Below are 15,697 nucleotides of genomic sequence, written 5' to 3' on the forward strand. Positions count from 1 at the left end.
ACTTCTTATGGGTATTCGGATTACATGGGGCAAACATTGTAGGATCAGTAACAACTCCAATCTTTACACCATTATTATTAGAAAATACTCAAGCCTATGAAGCAGGAAAAACTGGAACAGAAATTCCTAATATCATTAATGGTGTTGGGGTTTATTCTACTATTGGTGGATCAGGATCTACTATCGGTTTAATTATTGCAATCTTAATTTTCGGTAAAGTACAAGCAGAACGTACTGTTATCGGAATCTCAGTAGCACCAGGATTATTCGAAATCAACGAACCAATCACATTTGGTGTACCAATCGTAATGAACCCAATCTATATGTTGCCATTCGTAGCAGGTCCAGTGATCTTAGCTATATTGTCTTACATTTTGATGGATATCGGTATTATTGAAAGAGTTTGTTTATCAGCGCCTTGGGTAACACCACCAGTTTTATATCCATTCTTAGCAACAGGTGGAGGTATTAAATCTGCCATTTACCAAGTAATTGAAATTGTTGGATTAGTTATTCTTTGGACACCATTCGTAATGGTATCAAACAAACAAAACGCCAACGCAGAATAAAAAATGAGCGAGTAGTGAAAACTACCGCTCTTTTTTATGTCTTGTTTTCAGCCCATATCTGACAGATTTTAATAAACTGCAAGGTATGACGAGTTAGATATTTGTTTTTATGGTGAATGATGGAAAATTGACGGGATAGGTCTAAATCTTTTAATGGCAATTCGATCACTGTGCCTTTAGCGATATCCTCTTTTACCATTAAATAAGGCAGAATCGATATGCCAATATTTTCATGGACGGCTCTTACAATAGCCTGAGTGCTGGCACTTTCAAGAATCGGTTCTAGCTGGATATGGTGCGTTAGAAATAAGGCATCGATTAATCCTCTGACCCCACTTCCTGACTCACGTAATAAAAATGGAAAAGTTATCAGTTTTTCAAGAGAAATACTTTTGATTTTGGTTAGGGGGTGATTAGGACAAGCAATCAGACAGAGCCGATCACTTAGAAAAGGGGTTTGAATAAGCTGTTCTAGATGGGTTCCTTCTCCTTCGATTAAGGCAATATCAATTTCGTTATTTAATAAGAGATCTTCAATAATCTGAGAATTATTAATAACGATTTTAAATTTAATTTTTGGCAGTTTTTTTTGCCATACTTTAATAAGCTGTGGAAAAATAAAGTTTCCGATCGTAATACTGCAGCCGATCTTAAGAGGACTATCGTCCTCCCAATTTTTTATGTTAACTTCCATTTCTTCATACAAATCAATGATATGGATAGCATAGCCATAAAGATTATGTGCGACCTGTGTTGGGTATATGCGTTTATTGATGCGGTCAAAAAGTATAATTCCATAATAATTTTCCAATTCTTTGATTGCTATACTGACAGAGGGCTGAGCAATGTGCAGCGTTTTAGCTGCTTTCGTGATATTTTGCAGCTGATATACTAAAACGAATATTTTAAGATGGCGTAATGTCATTGTATCCTCCTTATAGGTAAATACCTATCTATTTCATATAATAATACTATTTTACAAATGAATCAAGACGACATATCATTCAAATAAGGGGGATTAAAAAAATGAAATTAAAAAGATTGAAGAAAATTTTCTTTTCGACACTATATTTAAGTGCCTTCACCTTTGGTGGGGGCTATGTCATCGTAACTTTGATGAAGAAAAAGTTTGTTGATGATTATGGCTGGATAGATGAAAAAGAAATGTTGGATCTAGTGGCTATTGCCCAGTCTTCACCGGGGGCTATCGCGGTCAATGGTGCCATAGTAGTGGGATATAAATTAGCTGGTTTTGCTGGGGTAATCGTATCTATTATTGCGACAATTCTGCCGCCGTTTGTGATTATTTCCGTTATCTCTTATTTTTATGTTGCATTTCAATCTAATATTTTTGTGAAATTAATGTTGGAAGGGATGCAGGCAGGAGTAGGAGCGGTGATTGCTTCAGTAGTCTATGATATGGCAGTGGGGATTGTTAAAGAGAAGAACCGGATTTCTTTAGTCATTATGGCACTTGCTTTTATCGCGACATATTGTTTTAACGTGAATGTGATGTATGTGGTCATCAGCTGTGCTTTATTTGGCACTGTACAGGCTCTGTATCAAAGAAAGAGAGGGATACTATGATCTTTATTCAACTATTTATAAGTTTTCTTAAAATCGGGTTATTCAGCTTTGGTGGTGGGTATGCAGCACTTCCGTTGATTCAAGATCAGATCGTTTCATTTCATCAATGGCTGTCTCTTGGAGAGTTCACTGATCTAATCACGATTTCACAAATGACACCGGGACCAATCGCAATAAACTCTGCTACATTCGTTGGTCTGAAAGTAGCTGGATTTGGCGGTGCCATTGTCGCAACTTTAGGGTGTATTCTGCCTTCCTGCATCATTGTTTCAGCGTTAGCTTACATCTATTTAAAATATCGTAAAATGTCTTTGCTTCAGGGTATTTTAGGATCTCTTCGACCTGCCGTTGTAGCCATGATTGCAACTGCCGGTGTCGCAATTTTAAATACCGCTTTTTTCAATAATACAGCTACTCTGCATTTAGATATGGTGTTTTTATTTATTGCAGCAGTAATATTGCTGCAGTATAAAAAATGGAATCCAATTGCAGTCATGGTCATGTGCGGAGTGGCTAAAGTTGTCTTTTATATGATAGGGGGAATATTAGTATGAGATATTCGAATTTATCAGAAAGACATCATTCATATCACATGCTGAAAATAAAAAAGGACTGGAAGTTGAAAGTTCAGTAGATTCATTATGGAAAATATACGTCTTGTTTTATTTAGATCACTGTATGATCAGGGATAATGAAATTACTCTTATATAAGTTATATAATGTAAAAATTGTTGCGAGATTGTGGATGTGCATTGATTTTTTTATCTATTTCTCGTATATATAATAATACGGAGGAAAAAAACAATGAATATCATTGAGTTTTTAAGATTTCTGTATAGTCATTCAAGAGTATTATCATTACGTGAATTATCCTATATAACCGCTTTAAGTGACCGTACAATACGTACGATTATTGCCGAGGCTAACGATCAAAGTGAAACATTGGGCTGTCATATCGATTTAATTCGTTCGGTTGGATATCAATTAATCATTGAAGATCAGACTTTATTTTCAAAAAATGTTTTATTAAAAAAAGAATACGCTTTAAAAAGCATAGAATTTGATATTCTGTCTGAATTGTTTCAGTCTCCTTTTATAAAAATAGATGAACTGTGCAGCCGCTATTATGTCAGTAAAGGAACCATTAATAAAACGATTAAACATTTAAAAGAAAAATTAGGCAAATATGGATTACAGATTCTTTCTAAACCTTATTTAGGGTTATACATTACCGGATCTGAATATCAAAAAAGAAAATTAATGATTGATACTGGGATTTATATGGAACTAAATCCTATTCATCAGAAAAATATTCAAGATACTTTTGATGTTTATGAAATTCAATATAATGAGAATGTTATCCGTTTTTTAAGTCATTATTTAGGCTTAATCATCACAAGACAAACAGAAACAGCATGTTTGATCGATATTGATGAAAAAAGTCTGCCACTGCTTGCTGTCAATGTGGCGACAGATATTTTTAATAAGACAGAAAACTTAGATTCACTTAACTCTAAAGAAGTTTGTTATTTTGCTGATTTATTAACAATGACGGTAATTCTTCCCAGCGATGGATTGGAATTAACGATTCGAGAACGGCTTACTCACTTTAATCAGAGAATGATAGAAAAATATCAATGCGATTTAACATTGAACTTTATTTTATATGAACAATTCTTAAAACATTTGCTTTATTTAAATAAACGTATTCATGAGCATTATCAGCATACCAATATAGGATTTGCCTACTATCGTCTGAATAGTTCTTTAGGTTATGAAATCAGTCTCGAGTTTATCCAATACTTTTTCCCTCATCAAGAGATTTATGAAGAAGAAACAGGCATGTTGGCTTTGTATTTTTGTTTGTTTTTGCAGAATGCGAATATTCAATACTATGGAAAGAAGACAAAGATTGCCATTGCAGTGCCACGTTTTGATCTTACCGCAGAATTGTTTATCTCGTTGTTTAAAAATGAACAATCTAATGAAATATTAGCTTCATTCACTTTTAAAGATCAAGATAAAATTCGGGCATTTAAGCCGGATTTGATCTTTACTTTTGAGCCATTTAAACTTGATCATTATTCGGTGATTATGGTTTCTTTGCCGATTTTTCAGATTTATGATAATGGCTTTGTCAAGAATTTACCTATTTATACGAATCAGGAAAGTTATCTTCAAAGAAAACGTAAATATGAACTGCTGAGTGATGTACAGACATTCTTTTCGCCTGAAAACTTCTTTGTAAATAAGAAGTTTAAAAATACGGATCAGCTATTTAATTTTTTAGTGTCACATCTTAATGATTATAAAATGATCGATAATGCAGCTTCGGTGATCGAGGAAAGAGTCAAGCTGGCCCCAATAACAAAAGAGGGATCCATCGCTCTGCTTTGCCCGGTGGATCATTATGCCGCTGCTTCTCAGATTGTTTTTATCTCTTTGAATGGAGCAATTGAGTTAGAAGTACCTTTTCCGGTGCATATCCTGATTACTGTTTTATATAAGAATGATCAGGATAAAAAAACTATGCTGCTGATGTTACAAGAAATATTTGATACATTTGAACATATTATTGATATTTATGAGCAATCAGATTATGACAGCTTTATCCAATATTTGGATCATCACTGATTGTCAATTCAATGCAGAGTATTCTCTGTATTTTTTTATTACTGAAAGTATAAGTAATAAAAGTGGTTTGAGCTGCTGTTCAGACAGAAAAATTATGAAGGAAATGGGGAGAAGCCGTCATCACTCGCAAATCAAATGGCGGTACTTATGAATTTTTGATATTAAAAAAAGAATCCTCACGGATTCTTTAATTAGCGCATAGTAGAATGAACCGGTTCTGTCATTTTTTCCGGATTCAATATTTTTTCTAACTCGTTTTGTTCTAAAATATGTTCTTCGACAAGCAGATCCTTTACTCTCTTTCCACTTTTTAAAGAACGTTTAGCTAAATCAGCAGCTTTTTTATACCCAATATATGGACATAATGCGGTGACCGTTCCAACACTTTGATTTAATAAATCTTCACAGCGTTCTTTATTCGCTGTAATTCCGGAAATACAATGATCAATAAATGTTTGAATAGCTCCGGTCAAGGTCGTGATTCCTTCAAATAAATTATAAAATAAGATCGGTTCAAAAGCATTTAATTCCATTTGTCCGGCTTCAGCTGCCATCGTTACTGTCATATCGTTGCCGATAATATTGAAAGCGACCTGTGTAACTACTTCGGGAATAACCGGATTTACTTTTCCCGGCATGATAGAAGATCCATTCTGCATTGGGGGCAAATTGATTTCTGCTACTCCGGTTTTAGGACCACTGGATAATAAACGCAGGTCATTTGCCATCTTCGATAAGTTAACAGCACATGTTTTGATAGCACCGGAAACATGAACGAACCCATCTAAATTTTGGGTTGCATCAATGAGATCCTCTGCCTGAACTAAGGGTTCTCCCGTTACTTTTGATAACAGTGAGACAATGGTGTCTAAATAAACAGGGTCTACATTGATCGCCGTACCGACCGCTGTTCCGCCGATGTTTAAAACACGCATATCTTCTTCAACAGCTTTGATACGTTTAATATCTCTTTTGATCACTGAATTAAAAGCATTGAATGACTGACCTAAACGAATAGGGACTGCATCTTGCAGCTGAGTACGCCCCATTTTGATAATGCCGTCAAATTCAATCGCCTTATTTTGCAGAGATGTTGATAAACGTTCTAATTCCGCTAACAATAATGGCAATAATTTTAAAATCGTTAATTTTCCTGATGTTGGATATACATCATTTGTAGATTGTGCCATATTAACATGATCATTAGGATGGATCATTGAATAATCACCTAATGTTCCCCCTAGGATTTCAATAGCACGGTTGGCGATCACTTCGTTAGCATTCATGTTTGTTGAAGTTCCGGCCCCACCTTGAATAGGATCTACAATAAATTGCTCATGCCATCTTCCTTCGATGATTTCATTGCAGGCTTTAACAATGGCGTTCTTTTTTTCTTCATCCAGTGTTCCGGCTAGATAGTTCGCCTGAGCAGCAGCACTTTTTATTTCAGCTAAAGAAATGATCATTTCTTTAGATAATTGTTTGTTGGTAATCGGAAAGTTTATTTTTCCTCTAAGTGAATGGATCCCATAATAAGCATCACTGGGTACCTCCATTGCACCGATTGAGTCACTTTCTAATCTTGTGTTCATTTTTAAATCCCCCTCATCTGTGATGGTATGACTTTACCACTTCACTCGAAGAACGTAAATAGTTTAACTCAAACTTAAAATATTGTTTAAAATTGGCGGACGTAACTTAATTTAATAAAGTTCAGCCTTTAAATTATTAATTAAATGTAGTACACTTATCATATTAAGAGGGGGCGAAATAATGGATGAAATTGATGCCGAGATATTAAACCTTTTAGCTAAAAATGGGCGTATCTCAATTAAACAGATTTCGGCAATTGTCAATTTATCATCACCGGCAGTTTCAACGCGTATCGAAAAGCTCGAGGAGCATGGATTTCTGCATGGATATCAGGCACAGCTGGATTTAGATAAGGCAGGCTATCCGATCAAAGCTTTCATTCATGTAGCAATGAAACCATCAAGGAAACCGGAGTTTTATGAGTTTATTGCGAAAATTCCGAATGTTTTGGAATGCTGCTGTGTTACGGGGGATTATTCGATGCTAATCAAGGTGGCTTTTGACAGTACGCAGAAGCTGGATTTGTTTATAGGCAAGCTGCAGAAGTTTGGCGATACGATGACACAAATCGTGTTTTCGACCATTGTCGAGCCAAGACAAGCCGGTATTTCTAAGTCACACAAAAAGAAGATAGACAAGTCATCAACACATATGCTATGATTTATTTATATATGACTGTGCGTAAGCATTAGTCATTTTTAAGTGGAGGAATCAAAATGGAGTTATTGATTGCAGTTGGCATTTTAATCATTGGATTTTATGGACTTATTAAAGGGGCGGATATCTTTGTGATAGCTGCAAGCAAGATCGCTCAAAAGTTCCATATTCCGATGCTTGTTATTGGATTGACCATTGTGGCAATGGGAACCAGCGCTCCTGAAGCCGCAATCAGCATTACTGCAGCATTTAACAATGCTTCCGGAATAACGATCGGTAATATCGTCGGAAGCAACATTCTTAATATTTTATTAGTATTAGGAGTGTGTTCTTTAATTCATAATCTGAAAGTGAATCGCAGCACCTATCATTATGAGATTCCGTTTGTGATTTTAATTACCGCTGTCCTCTTAGGACTGGGATGGTTAGGAAATAGTCTAAGTCATGCTGACGCTTTAATTTTAATCGGGTTATTTGGCTTGTTTCTATTTTATTTATTCAGACTTGCAAAAAATAGTGATGAAGAAGAATCAGAGGAGATTGTATTATTAGAAGAAAAAGATACCCTTCCTAAATTGTTACTGTTTATTTTAATTGGATTATTCTTTATTGTGGCAGGCAGTCATTTAACTGTTGATTCAGCAAAGACCATCGCCAGTGCTTTTGGAGTCAGTGATCGTGTCATCGGATTAACTGTCGTCGCTTTTGGAACTTCTTTGCCGGAATTGATTACTTCGGTAACCGCTGTTCGCAAAGGCAATAATGAAATTGCGATCGGCAACATTGTCGGCAGCAATATCTTTAATATCCTATTTGTATTAGGGATTGCCGGATTGGTATCGCCAACCGCGATTCCTTATGGTCAGGCATTCTTGGTGGATACGGTTATTGCGATTTTATCAGCAGTATTGCTTTATGTTACGTGTGGAAGAAAAAGGATTCTGAATCGTGCCAGCGGAGCAATGATGTTAATCAGTTATGCTGTGTATTTTGTGTTTTTAATGATGAAATAGGAGAGCTTGGCTCTCCTTTTCTATAAAGATAGGTGCAGAAGATTGTAAAGTCTGCCATCAGAACATATTTTTGGGAGAACAAAGAAAAAATAGTATTCTACATAACTCCAAGTTTCAGGACTATAAACTAAGACTTTACCCGTACAATCTTTGGGGCTATAGGAAAAGGCAGGGGCTTTCATGCTTGAAGCCGGGTTTATTTTTCTCTCATAAGCCAGCACATATTTAGAGGTGTTAAAATCGGGTTCTAAATGACAGTGAAGCACAACGTATATATGAATGGTCTGCCAGCCAAATGATTGAAGAATATTATTATAAAAGCCATTGAAGATAAATGTATTCATGCCTTCATTACTTTTCCATACATAAAGAGGTGAATATTCGTTTTGGCAGTGATGCGTATTTTCTTTATTGGCAACAAGGTAGGCTTTGAATAGTAAATCTCTAAAACCATCTGTTTTGTTTCCATTATCGGCAACTCTTTGGTAAATCCTTTTCATGTCATAGTCATTAGGTAATACGATTTTATATTGCATAGCGATCATCATTTTTCCTTCTTTCTGTTAAAGGGGTTTTCCTTTACAATTCCATTATACTTTCGTTTTTATCTTCTGTATAATAGTTGGTAATGATGACAGATATCATTTAAAATGATAGGGGGAATTTGAATGGAAAGTTTAGATTTAAGAATATTTAAAGAAGTGGCATATACTCAATCTATTTCCAAAGCAGCTAAAAATATGGGCTATGTTCAATCCAATATAACCGCTCATATAAAAAAGCTGGAATCAACACTCAATACTACCTTATTTATTCGTCACAGTAATGGGGTTTCATTAACTAAGGATGGGGAAGCTTTGCTTGTTCAGGCAGAACAGATTCTTTTGTTGATGGATCAGACGTTGACCTCTTTTCAAAACCGTCCTGAAACATTAAGAATCGGTACAACTCAGACACTTGCTGGATATCTTATTCCTAAATGTATTCAGGCTTATCAGCATCAGTATCCACATATTTCTTTTTCAATCATGACTCTTCAGCAAGAAGAATTAGAATACCGGCTCGCTCATGAACAGTTGGATTGTGTGATCACCAATCGTTCCTCTATGTTCAGTGGAGCTCAAAAGATATATCAAATAAAAGAGAATTTAGTTTTCATTGCTCCTGTCAGTTGTCAGACGTTTGCCGATTTTAAAAAATATCCACTTATTGTTAATAACGTTGAAAGCTGTCCTTATCGCAGTGTTCTTTTGAACTGGTGGCAAACTCATCATACGACTCAGCCTATTCTTATAGAGATGGATACTGTAGAAGCCATCGTGCGGACAGTCTTTGTAGAGGGTGGAATTTCTCTGTTACCCCAAAAGCTGATAGTCAGCCAAGAAAATCTCCATTGCTTCGTTGCAGAGGATTTGCCTGAAACTAATATATCAATGTGGATTCCTCAAAATAAATCTCCTTTTGATTATCACTTACTAAAATCTATTGTAGAAAAAGAGTTATCTGTTTAATATTAAAAACTTTAAGATATATTACAGGTCGAGCCTTATAGACTCGATGAATTATTTTTGTTGTCTGCTTTTATAAGCCTGTATTAAAGAATCTTAAAGTTTTTTATTAATATTTAAAGGTATTGCCTAAAATATCAATTTTTTGATCACGATAACTTTGATTAAAATCCTGTCTTAATGTGATCATGCTCAATGAATCGAACCCTAATTTTAAATAGAGACGGATGGCATCGCAGTTTCTGGGAACAACGTCAATTGATAAGGCTTCACAGCCTTCCTTTTGAACCAGCGTTTTGGCTTCTGAAATCATTTGACTGCCATAGCCTTGATTACGCTGTCCCTTTAAAACAAACAGATTTTCAATCCAGCAAACCTGCTTGCTGCGGTATTCTAAGATCATAAAGCCAATAAATTTATCCTTTACTTTTCCCATATATATTTTATAGGGTTCTTTTTTATAATTCTGAATTTCAGCATAAGCTTCCGCCAGTATCTGTTCTTTTTTATAGGGATGTTTCAGCATTTCTAAATGCTTGATACTAAATTCAGTAATCATGTTTGCCAGTAAGTCTTGATCATTGTCATTATACTCAATAAGCTCCATCTCATATCCTCCTTTATTTATTATATCATACCCCATTTCAATTCTATTTCAAAAAGAGGTTTGATTTTCTAAATATTAAAATAAAGTCGAAACCCGTTAAATAATGCTACTATATTTCTTATCATTGGGAGGAATAAGATGGATATACAAGTTGTGATTAATCAGATGATTCAGCTTTTTATGGTCATTGGATTAGGATATTTATTAATGAAGACACATGTACTAGATGAGGTATTCAATAAAAAGTTAAATACCCTGCTTTTAACGGTGACGACACCGGCTTTAATTTTATCATCTGTTATGGGAAATGATAATCTGCAAGATGCCAATACAGTTTTGTTTGTCTTTGTTGTAGCCATTATTGTGTATGTGCTGCTGCCGCTTTTAGGGATCATCATTACGAAACTTTTGCGTGTCCCTCACCAGCAGTCCGGACTTTATATTTTTATGACCGTTTTTTCAAATATTGGATTCATGGGATTTCCGGTCATGAAAGCTATTTTTGGAAATGGGGCAGTGTTTTATACGGCAATCTTTAATATGATCTTTAATATTTTTGTGTATACAATAGGTATTTATCTTATCAATCTAGGCAGTGGGGCAAAAACCAGCTTTCAGCTGAAAAACTTGCGCTCACCGGGGATCATTGCCTGTTTGATTGCATTGCTGATTTATTTCTTACATATTCAGACTCCTTCAATCATTGCTGAAACTTGCGATATGGTGGGATCGATCACAACTCCGATCGCTATGCTTTTAATCGGGGCAACATTAGCAAATATTAATGTTAAATCTATTTTCAGTGAGTTTCGTCTTTACCCTTATACCATTATTAAACAGATCCTGATACCGGTTATTGCTTTTCCCATCTTGAAATTGTTTATTCAGGATAGCTATATTTTAGGCATAACACTGATCATGCTGGCAATGCCTGTGGCGAACAGTGCGGTGCTGTTTAGTCAGGAATATGGCGGGGATGTTGAACTGGCAGCTAAGTCTGTCTTTATTACCACGTTGATCTCGGTTGTTACTATCCCGGCAATCGTTTCGTTTCTTTTAATTTAGCGCACTTTGGTGTGCTTTTTATTTGTCATATGCGTGTAATTTGAAAAGTGATTGTGTATAATGAATAAAGGAGGTGTCACTATGTCGACAGATTGGGATTTAACCGAAATTTATCCATCATTTGAAGATTCATCATTTTTAAGTGATGTCGAGGAATTAAAAAAGAAAATTGAAGATTTTAAAGTATTTGAAACACGTATTCATAGTTTATTGGCAGTGGACGGATTAGAAGAATATATTCAGAAATTATCTGACTTTTCAGCTTTGACCAGCCGTTTAGGAAGTTATGTTTCTTTGACATTGAGTGTCGATACAACGAATGCCGAGGCTTTAAAGTACAGTGATATTATTGAAGGGATGCTGACAAATATCGTTGAACCAATGACAAAGATTGAAAAGTGGATCGCTGATATAGAGGATCTTGATGCCTGCATTCAGAGTTCTTCATTGCTGCAGACACATGAATTTTTCATTAAAGAAATTGTTGCAATGGATCGCTACAGCTTATCCGCAAAAGAAGAAAATATCATTGCCAATATGAGAAACACCGGAAGCAACGCTTGGGCAAAACTAAAGGATCAGTTAATTTCTACACATAAAGTCAAAGTGGATGATAAAGAACTGCCTTTAACGATGGTGCTTAATATGGCGTATGATGAAGATAAAGAAGTGAGAAAAAAAGCATATGAAGCTGAAATTGCTTCTTATAAAAGCATTGAACAAGGGGTAGCTGCTTGTTTAAACGGGATCAAAGGGGAAGTATTGACGGAATGTGCTTTGCGTGGGTATGCGTCACCTTTGGAAAGAACGCTAATCTCATCACGTATGTCACAGGAGACTTTAGAGGTAATGCTAGAAGCTATTGAGGAATCATTGCCGGCATTTCGCAATTATTTAAAAGCAAAGGCGGCTCACCTTGGCTATTCAAATGGCTTGCCTTTTTATGAACTCTACGCACCGGTCGTAGATGCCGATATGAAATTTGATTATGAAAAAGGCTCTGCTTTTGTTGTCAATCAGTTTCGTACCTTTTCTTCTCATTTAGCTTCCTTTGCCGATGAAGCAATTCATAAAAGCTGGATCGATGTTTATCCGAAAGCCGGTAAAGTAGGCGGAGCATTCTGTTCAAATCTGCATTTTATTAAACAAAGTCGTTTCTTATTGAATTATGGAGACAGTTTTAATGATGTAGTGACGCTGGCTCATGAATTGGGACATGGATTCCATGGCGAATGTTTAAAAGAACAAACCGAATTAAATGCTGATTATCCAATGCCAATCGCAGAAACGGCTTCAACGTTCAGTGAAACCATCATTAAAAAAGCGGCAATTAAAGAAGCCGGGCGTGATGAAGCTTTAGCTATTTTGGAAACTGAAATCAGCGGCTGTACACAGGTTATCGTGGATATCTATTCTCGTTTCTTATTTGAAAAGCATTTGTTTGAAGAACGTGCTGTCAGTGCATTAAGTGTTGAACGTATCAAGACATTGATGACAGATGCCCAAAAATCTGCTTATGGAGACGGATTGGATGAAAACTATCTGCATCCTTATATGTGGACATGGAAGCCTCACTATTATTATGCCGACAGCAACTTCTATAATTTCCCATATGCCTTTGGTTTATTATTAGCGAAAGGACTGTATGCCAAATATAAAGAGGAAGGTCCTGGCTTTGCCGAAAAGTATGAGCAATTCTTGGCATATACAGGAAAAGCTACTCTGGAAGATGTTGCCATGAGTATTGGTATTAATCTAAAGGATAAAGCATTCTGGAAAACATCACTGCAGACGATCATCGAGGATATTGAAGAATTCAAGGAGCTGATCAAAGATGCACATTAAGACTCAGCAGCTTGAATTAGAAGTAGGAAAAGATCAGTTCACTATTTGGTTTGAAGAAACAAAATGGTGTTCTTCTTTTCACTATTTTATATTGGCAGATGAAACTCAAATTCATTTTGAAGAAGCTAAGCAAATAACACAGACGCCTTATCAAAGTGGTGTAGGCAGTGGCATTTGTACTCGCTATGAAGAGTTCGAGAATGCAGATGTCAGCTTTGAAACGATCATCTGGGTAGAAGAAAGCACTCAGAATATCTATTTTGAATGGATTCCTTTAAAGGAAGAGACAGCGGTTTCTAAAGTTTATTTCCCGGCGTTCATGGAGTTTGATGAAAGAAAAGAAGATCATTATTCATTGATTAATTATCATCAAGGGCTTTTGATTCCCAATACATGGGAGACACCGCTGCAAAAACTTCCGTTTGATGGCATGCTGAATAGCTGTGCTGCTTATATGCCATGGTTTGCCCAAGTCAAAGATAAGATAGGCTATATAGCGATTCATCTATCCCCAAGTGATGGCGGCTATATGATTGATCATCCTCAAAATGGACCTTATACGCATTTAGGAATGTATCATCTCGCCCGTTTTGAGCATATGGAATATCGCCGGGTGGTTCGTTTTACCTTTATTAAAGAGGCAGATCCAACAAAACTATGTAAGGTATACCGTCAATATGCAAAAGAAATTGGATTATTGACAACACTAAAAGAAAAGGCTGCCAGAAATCCATTGGTAGATAAACTAATTGGAGCTGCATTTGTGCATAAAGGCATCAAAACGCATATCTGTGAAGATTCTGAATTTTATGACGCAGAGAATCCCGAAAAGAATGACACGCTGATTCCTTTTTCTATCCGAGAACAAGAAATTCATAATTACTATAAAAAGGGCATTAATAAACTTTATCTTCATTTAGACGGATGGGCACAGCCCGGGTATGATAATCAGCATCCAGATTATTTGCCGGCTTGCATTGAGGCTGGTGGCTGGGAAGGTCTAAAAGCTTTAAGCGATACAATCAAAAACTGTCATTATATGTTAGGACTGCACGATCAATACCGTGACTATTATTTCAGTGCTGAGACATTCGATAAGAATTTTGCCTTGACTCATCAAGATGGTTCAATTTTTGAAATGAGCCGTTGGGCAGGCGGACATCAGTCCTATCTATGTGCCAGTCAGGCATCTTATTATGTTAAACGCAATTTTAAAGAAATTTTAAGACATGGCATTCATTTAGAAGCCAGCTACTTAGATGTATTTACCTGCAATGAAGCAGATCAATGCTATCACCCATGGCATAAGATGGATCGGGCAGAATGCCTTCGATATCGTAATGCCTGTTTCGATTATCTGCATTCGATCAATATTCTGCCAAGCTCGGAAGAAGCGAGTGACTTTGCTATGCGTTCTTTAGTCTTTTGTCATTATGCTCCTTATCAGTTTATGATGAGCGCACCGGATGCACCGCGTCTTGGTATACCCATTCCTTTATTTAATCTTGTTTATCATGATTGTCTGATCATCCCATGGTACATGGATGAACCGGAAGGAAAAGAAGATTATATGCTTTACGCTCTTTTAAATGGGGGTGCCGCTTATCTTGATAAAGATGGAGCCTATCCAAATATTGATGGAGCATTCTTTGACGAATCCTACCAGCAAGCACTCGATCATAAAATTGCTCGTTATCGTGTGGTCAGCACGCTGCAGGAAAAAGTGGCAAAAGAAGAAATGGTGCGTCATGAATTTATCGATCGATGCTGGCATAAGCAACGTAGTTATTTTGCCAATGGGATCGTGGTAGAAGTGGATTTGAAAGAAAATCACTACCACATCATATACCCTAAATAATGAAAATATCCTAAAACACTTCTACGGAAGTGTTTTTCTATAGAAAAGAGTATGCTATAATATTTAGAAAACAGATAGGAGGAATGATGATGTCAGCCATCTTAATTGTTGAAGATATGCAGGATATCAATGATATGCTATATCAGTACCTGCAAAATGACGGCTATTCATGTATGCAGGCTTTTTCGGGAACGGAAGCTTTGCTGCTGCTGAAAAGTGAAACATTTGATCTAATCCTGTTGGATTTAATGCTGCCAGGATTAACCGGCGAAGAATTGCTCACACAGATTAAGAAGAAAAGTGATACACCGGTGATTATCCTTTCTGCTAAAGATACGGTAGATACCCGTGTTGAAGTATTGGAGCTGGGAGCAGATGACTATATATGTAAGCCGTTTGTCTTGAAGGAAGTGCTGGCAAGGGTGCATGTTCAGCTTAGAAAAAGAAACGGTGGCACCAATCAGCTCCTTCAAATAAAAAATATGCGATTAAATCTGATGACGGTTGAACTCATGATCGATGACCATAAAGTGGCATTGACAAAGCATGAATTTAATATCCTTCGTTTATTAATGGAATCCCCTAATCAAGTGTTTACAAAACAAGCAATTTATGAATATGCTTGGGAAGATGACTACTACGGAGATGAAAGAATTATTAACACGCATATCGGTAATCTGCGAGCTAAATTTCGTCAATACAGCGATCAGGACTATATTCAGACAGTATGGGGCATTGGCTTTAAATTTGCCGATGCTTAA

At 36.2% G+C, this 15,697-nt stretch carries 15 protein-coding genes; 11 read left to right on the plus strand and 4 right to left on the minus strand.

Annotated features, from left to right (window positions below):
- The coding region (locus ACLRVU_RS14650) for a PTS transporter subunit EIIC (RefSeq protein WP_412892268.1) at positions 1–569 on the plus strand (569 nt) is incomplete at its 5' end.
- A 34-nt stretch (positions 570–603) separates the two neighbouring features.
- Here ACLRVU_RS14650 and ACLRVU_RS14655 read toward each other — a convergent pair.
- On the minus strand, positions 604–1,494 hold the full coding sequence (locus ACLRVU_RS14655) for a LysR family transcriptional regulator (RefSeq protein WP_412892269.1): 891 nt from the start codon (positions 1,492–1,494) through the stop codon (positions 604–606).
- A 101-nt stretch (positions 1,495–1,595) separates the two neighbouring features.
- Between ACLRVU_RS14655 and ACLRVU_RS14660 the strand changes: the two genes are divergently transcribed.
- The 3 genes from ACLRVU_RS14660 to ACLRVU_RS14670 all read left to right on the plus strand — a co-directional run bounded on the left by ACLRVU_RS14660 (position 1,596) and on the right by ACLRVU_RS14670 (position 4,790).
- Entirely contained in the window at positions 1,596–2,156 is a 561-nt protein-coding gene (locus ACLRVU_RS14660; protein ID WP_412892270.1) for a chromate transporter, read from the plus strand.
- Complete coding sequence (locus ACLRVU_RS14665; protein ID WP_412892271.1) at positions 2,153–2,710, plus strand: chromate transporter; 558 nt, start codon at positions 2,153–2,155, stop codon at positions 2,708–2,710. The genes ACLRVU_RS14660 and ACLRVU_RS14665 overlap by 4 nt, the downstream gene beginning before the upstream one ends.
- 250 nt (positions 2,711–2,960) lie before the next feature.
- The gene (locus ACLRVU_RS14670) at positions 2,961–4,790 is read left to right on the plus strand and encodes a BglG family transcription antiterminator (RefSeq protein WP_412892272.1); all 1,830 of its coding nucleotides are present in this window, start codon (positions 2,961–2,963) and stop codon (positions 4,788–4,790) included.
- Between the two features lie 191 nt (positions 4,791–4,981).
- Here the strand turns inward: ACLRVU_RS14670 and ACLRVU_RS14675 are convergent, their stop codons facing one another.
- Positions 4,982–6,382, minus strand: coding sequence for an aspartate ammonia-lyase (locus ACLRVU_RS14675; RefSeq protein WP_412892273.1), 1,401 nt, complete (start codon positions 6,380–6,382; stop codon positions 4,982–4,984).
- A 181-nt stretch (positions 6,383–6,563) separates the two neighbouring features.
- Here ACLRVU_RS14675 and ACLRVU_RS14680 point away from each other — a divergent pair, with 181 nt between their 5' ends.
- Entirely contained in the window at positions 6,564–7,043 is a 480-nt protein-coding gene (locus ACLRVU_RS14680) for an Lrp/AsnC family transcriptional regulator (protein ID WP_412892274.1), read from the plus strand.
- Between the two features lie 56 nt (positions 7,044–7,099).
- Positions 7,100–8,053 (plus strand): calcium/sodium antiporter, encoded by a 954-nt coding sequence (locus ACLRVU_RS14685; RefSeq protein WP_412892275.1) that lies wholly within the window; start codon positions 7,100–7,102, stop codon positions 8,051–8,053.
- Positions 8,054–8,073: 20 nt separating this feature from the next.
- Here the strand turns inward: ACLRVU_RS14685 and ACLRVU_RS14690 are convergent, their stop codons facing one another.
- Positions 8,074–8,601, minus strand: coding sequence for a DUF4865 family protein (locus ACLRVU_RS14690; RefSeq protein WP_412892276.1), 528 nt, complete (start codon positions 8,599–8,601; stop codon positions 8,074–8,076).
- A gap of 120 nt (positions 8,602–8,721) precedes the next feature.
- On the opposite strand from ACLRVU_RS14690, the gene ACLRVU_RS14695 reads away from it, so the two are divergent.
- Positions 8,722–9,564, plus strand: a complete 843-nt coding sequence (locus ACLRVU_RS14695) for a LysR family transcriptional regulator (protein WP_412892277.1) — start codon at positions 8,722–8,724, stop codon at positions 9,562–9,564.
- 106 nt (positions 9,565–9,670) lie between these two features.
- Here ACLRVU_RS14695 and ACLRVU_RS14700 read toward each other — a convergent pair whose 3' ends face one another.
- Complete coding sequence (locus ACLRVU_RS14700; protein ID WP_412892278.1) at positions 9,671–10,168, minus strand: GNAT family N-acetyltransferase; 498 nt, start codon at positions 10,166–10,168, stop codon at positions 9,671–9,673.
- 138 nt (positions 10,169–10,306) lie between these two features.
- Here ACLRVU_RS14700 and ACLRVU_RS14705 point away from each other — a divergent pair, with 138 nt between their 5' ends.
- From ACLRVU_RS14705 to ACLRVU_RS14720, 4 genes are all read left to right on the plus strand, one after another.
- Positions 10,307–11,233, plus strand: a complete 927-nt coding sequence (locus ACLRVU_RS14705) for an AEC family transporter (protein ID WP_412892279.1) — start codon at positions 10,307–10,309, stop codon at positions 11,231–11,233.
- A gap of 81 nt (positions 11,234–11,314) precedes the next feature.
- Positions 11,315–13,078, plus strand: a complete 1,764-nt coding sequence (locus tag ACLRVU_RS14710; RefSeq protein WP_412892280.1) for a M3 family oligoendopeptidase — start codon at positions 11,315–11,317, stop codon at positions 13,076–13,078.
- Positions 13,068–14,936, plus strand: a complete 1,869-nt coding sequence (locus tag ACLRVU_RS14715) for a DUF5696 domain-containing protein (protein ID WP_412892281.1) — start codon at positions 13,068–13,070, stop codon at positions 14,934–14,936. Before ACLRVU_RS14710 ends, ACLRVU_RS14715 begins: the two co-directional genes overlap by 11 nt.
- A gap of 89 nt (positions 14,937–15,025) precedes the next feature.
- Positions 15,026–15,697, plus strand: coding sequence for a response regulator transcription factor (locus ACLRVU_RS14720; RefSeq protein ID WP_412892282.1), 672 nt, complete (start codon positions 15,026–15,028; stop codon positions 15,695–15,697).

It is taken from the genome of Beduini sp. (genome assembly GCF_047239305.1).
Taxonomy (GTDB): domain Bacteria; phylum Bacillota_I; class Bacilli_A; order Erysipelotrichales; family Coprobacillaceae; genus Beduini.

Bases quoted from the DNA above. Each gene is read 5' to 3' on its own strand.
- ACLRVU_RS14720 (WP_412892282.1), top strand. From the start codon at position 15,026: ATGTCAGCCATCTTAATTGTTGAAGATATGCAGGATATCAATGATATG.
- ACLRVU_RS14715 (WP_412892281.1), top strand. From the start codon at position 13,068: ATGCACATTAAGACTCAGCAGCTTGAATTAGAAGTAGGAAAAGATCAG.
- ACLRVU_RS14680 (WP_412892274.1), top strand. From the start codon at position 6,564: ATGGATGAAATTGATGCCGAGATATTAAACCTTTTAGCTAAAAATGGG.
- ACLRVU_RS14700 (WP_412892278.1), bottom strand. From the start codon at position 10,168: ATGGAGCTTATTGAGTATAATGACAATGATCAAGACTTACTGGCAAAC.
- ACLRVU_RS14660 (WP_412892270.1), top strand. From the start codon at position 1,596: ATGAAATTAAAAAGATTGAAGAAAATTTTCTTTTCGACACTATATTTA.
- ACLRVU_RS14670 (WP_412892272.1), top strand. From the start codon at position 2,961: ATGAATATCATTGAGTTTTTAAGATTTCTGTATAGTCATTCAAGAGTA.
- ACLRVU_RS14710 (WP_412892280.1), top strand. From the start codon at position 11,315: ATGTCGACAGATTGGGATTTAACCGAAATTTATCCATCATTTGAAGAT.
- ACLRVU_RS14675 (WP_412892273.1), bottom strand. From the start codon at position 6,382: ATGAACACAAGATTAGAAAGTGACTCAATCGGTGCAATGGAGGTACCC.
- ACLRVU_RS14695 (WP_412892277.1), top strand. From the start codon at position 8,722: ATGGAAAGTTTAGATTTAAGAATATTTAAAGAAGTGGCATATACTCAA.
- ACLRVU_RS14665 (WP_412892271.1), top strand. From the start codon at position 2,153: ATGATCTTTATTCAACTATTTATAAGTTTTCTTAAAATCGGGTTATTC.
- ACLRVU_RS14705 (WP_412892279.1), top strand. From the start codon at position 10,307: ATGGATATACAAGTTGTGATTAATCAGATGATTCAGCTTTTTATGGTC.
- ACLRVU_RS14685 (WP_412892275.1), top strand. From the start codon at position 7,100: ATGGAGTTATTGATTGCAGTTGGCATTTTAATCATTGGATTTTATGGA.
- ACLRVU_RS14655 (WP_412892269.1), bottom strand. From the start codon at position 1,494: ATGACATTACGCCATCTTAAAATATTCGTTTTAGTATATCAGCTGCAA.
- ACLRVU_RS14690 (WP_412892276.1), bottom strand. From the start codon at position 8,601: ATGATGATCGCTATGCAATATAAAATCGTATTACCTAATGACTATGAC.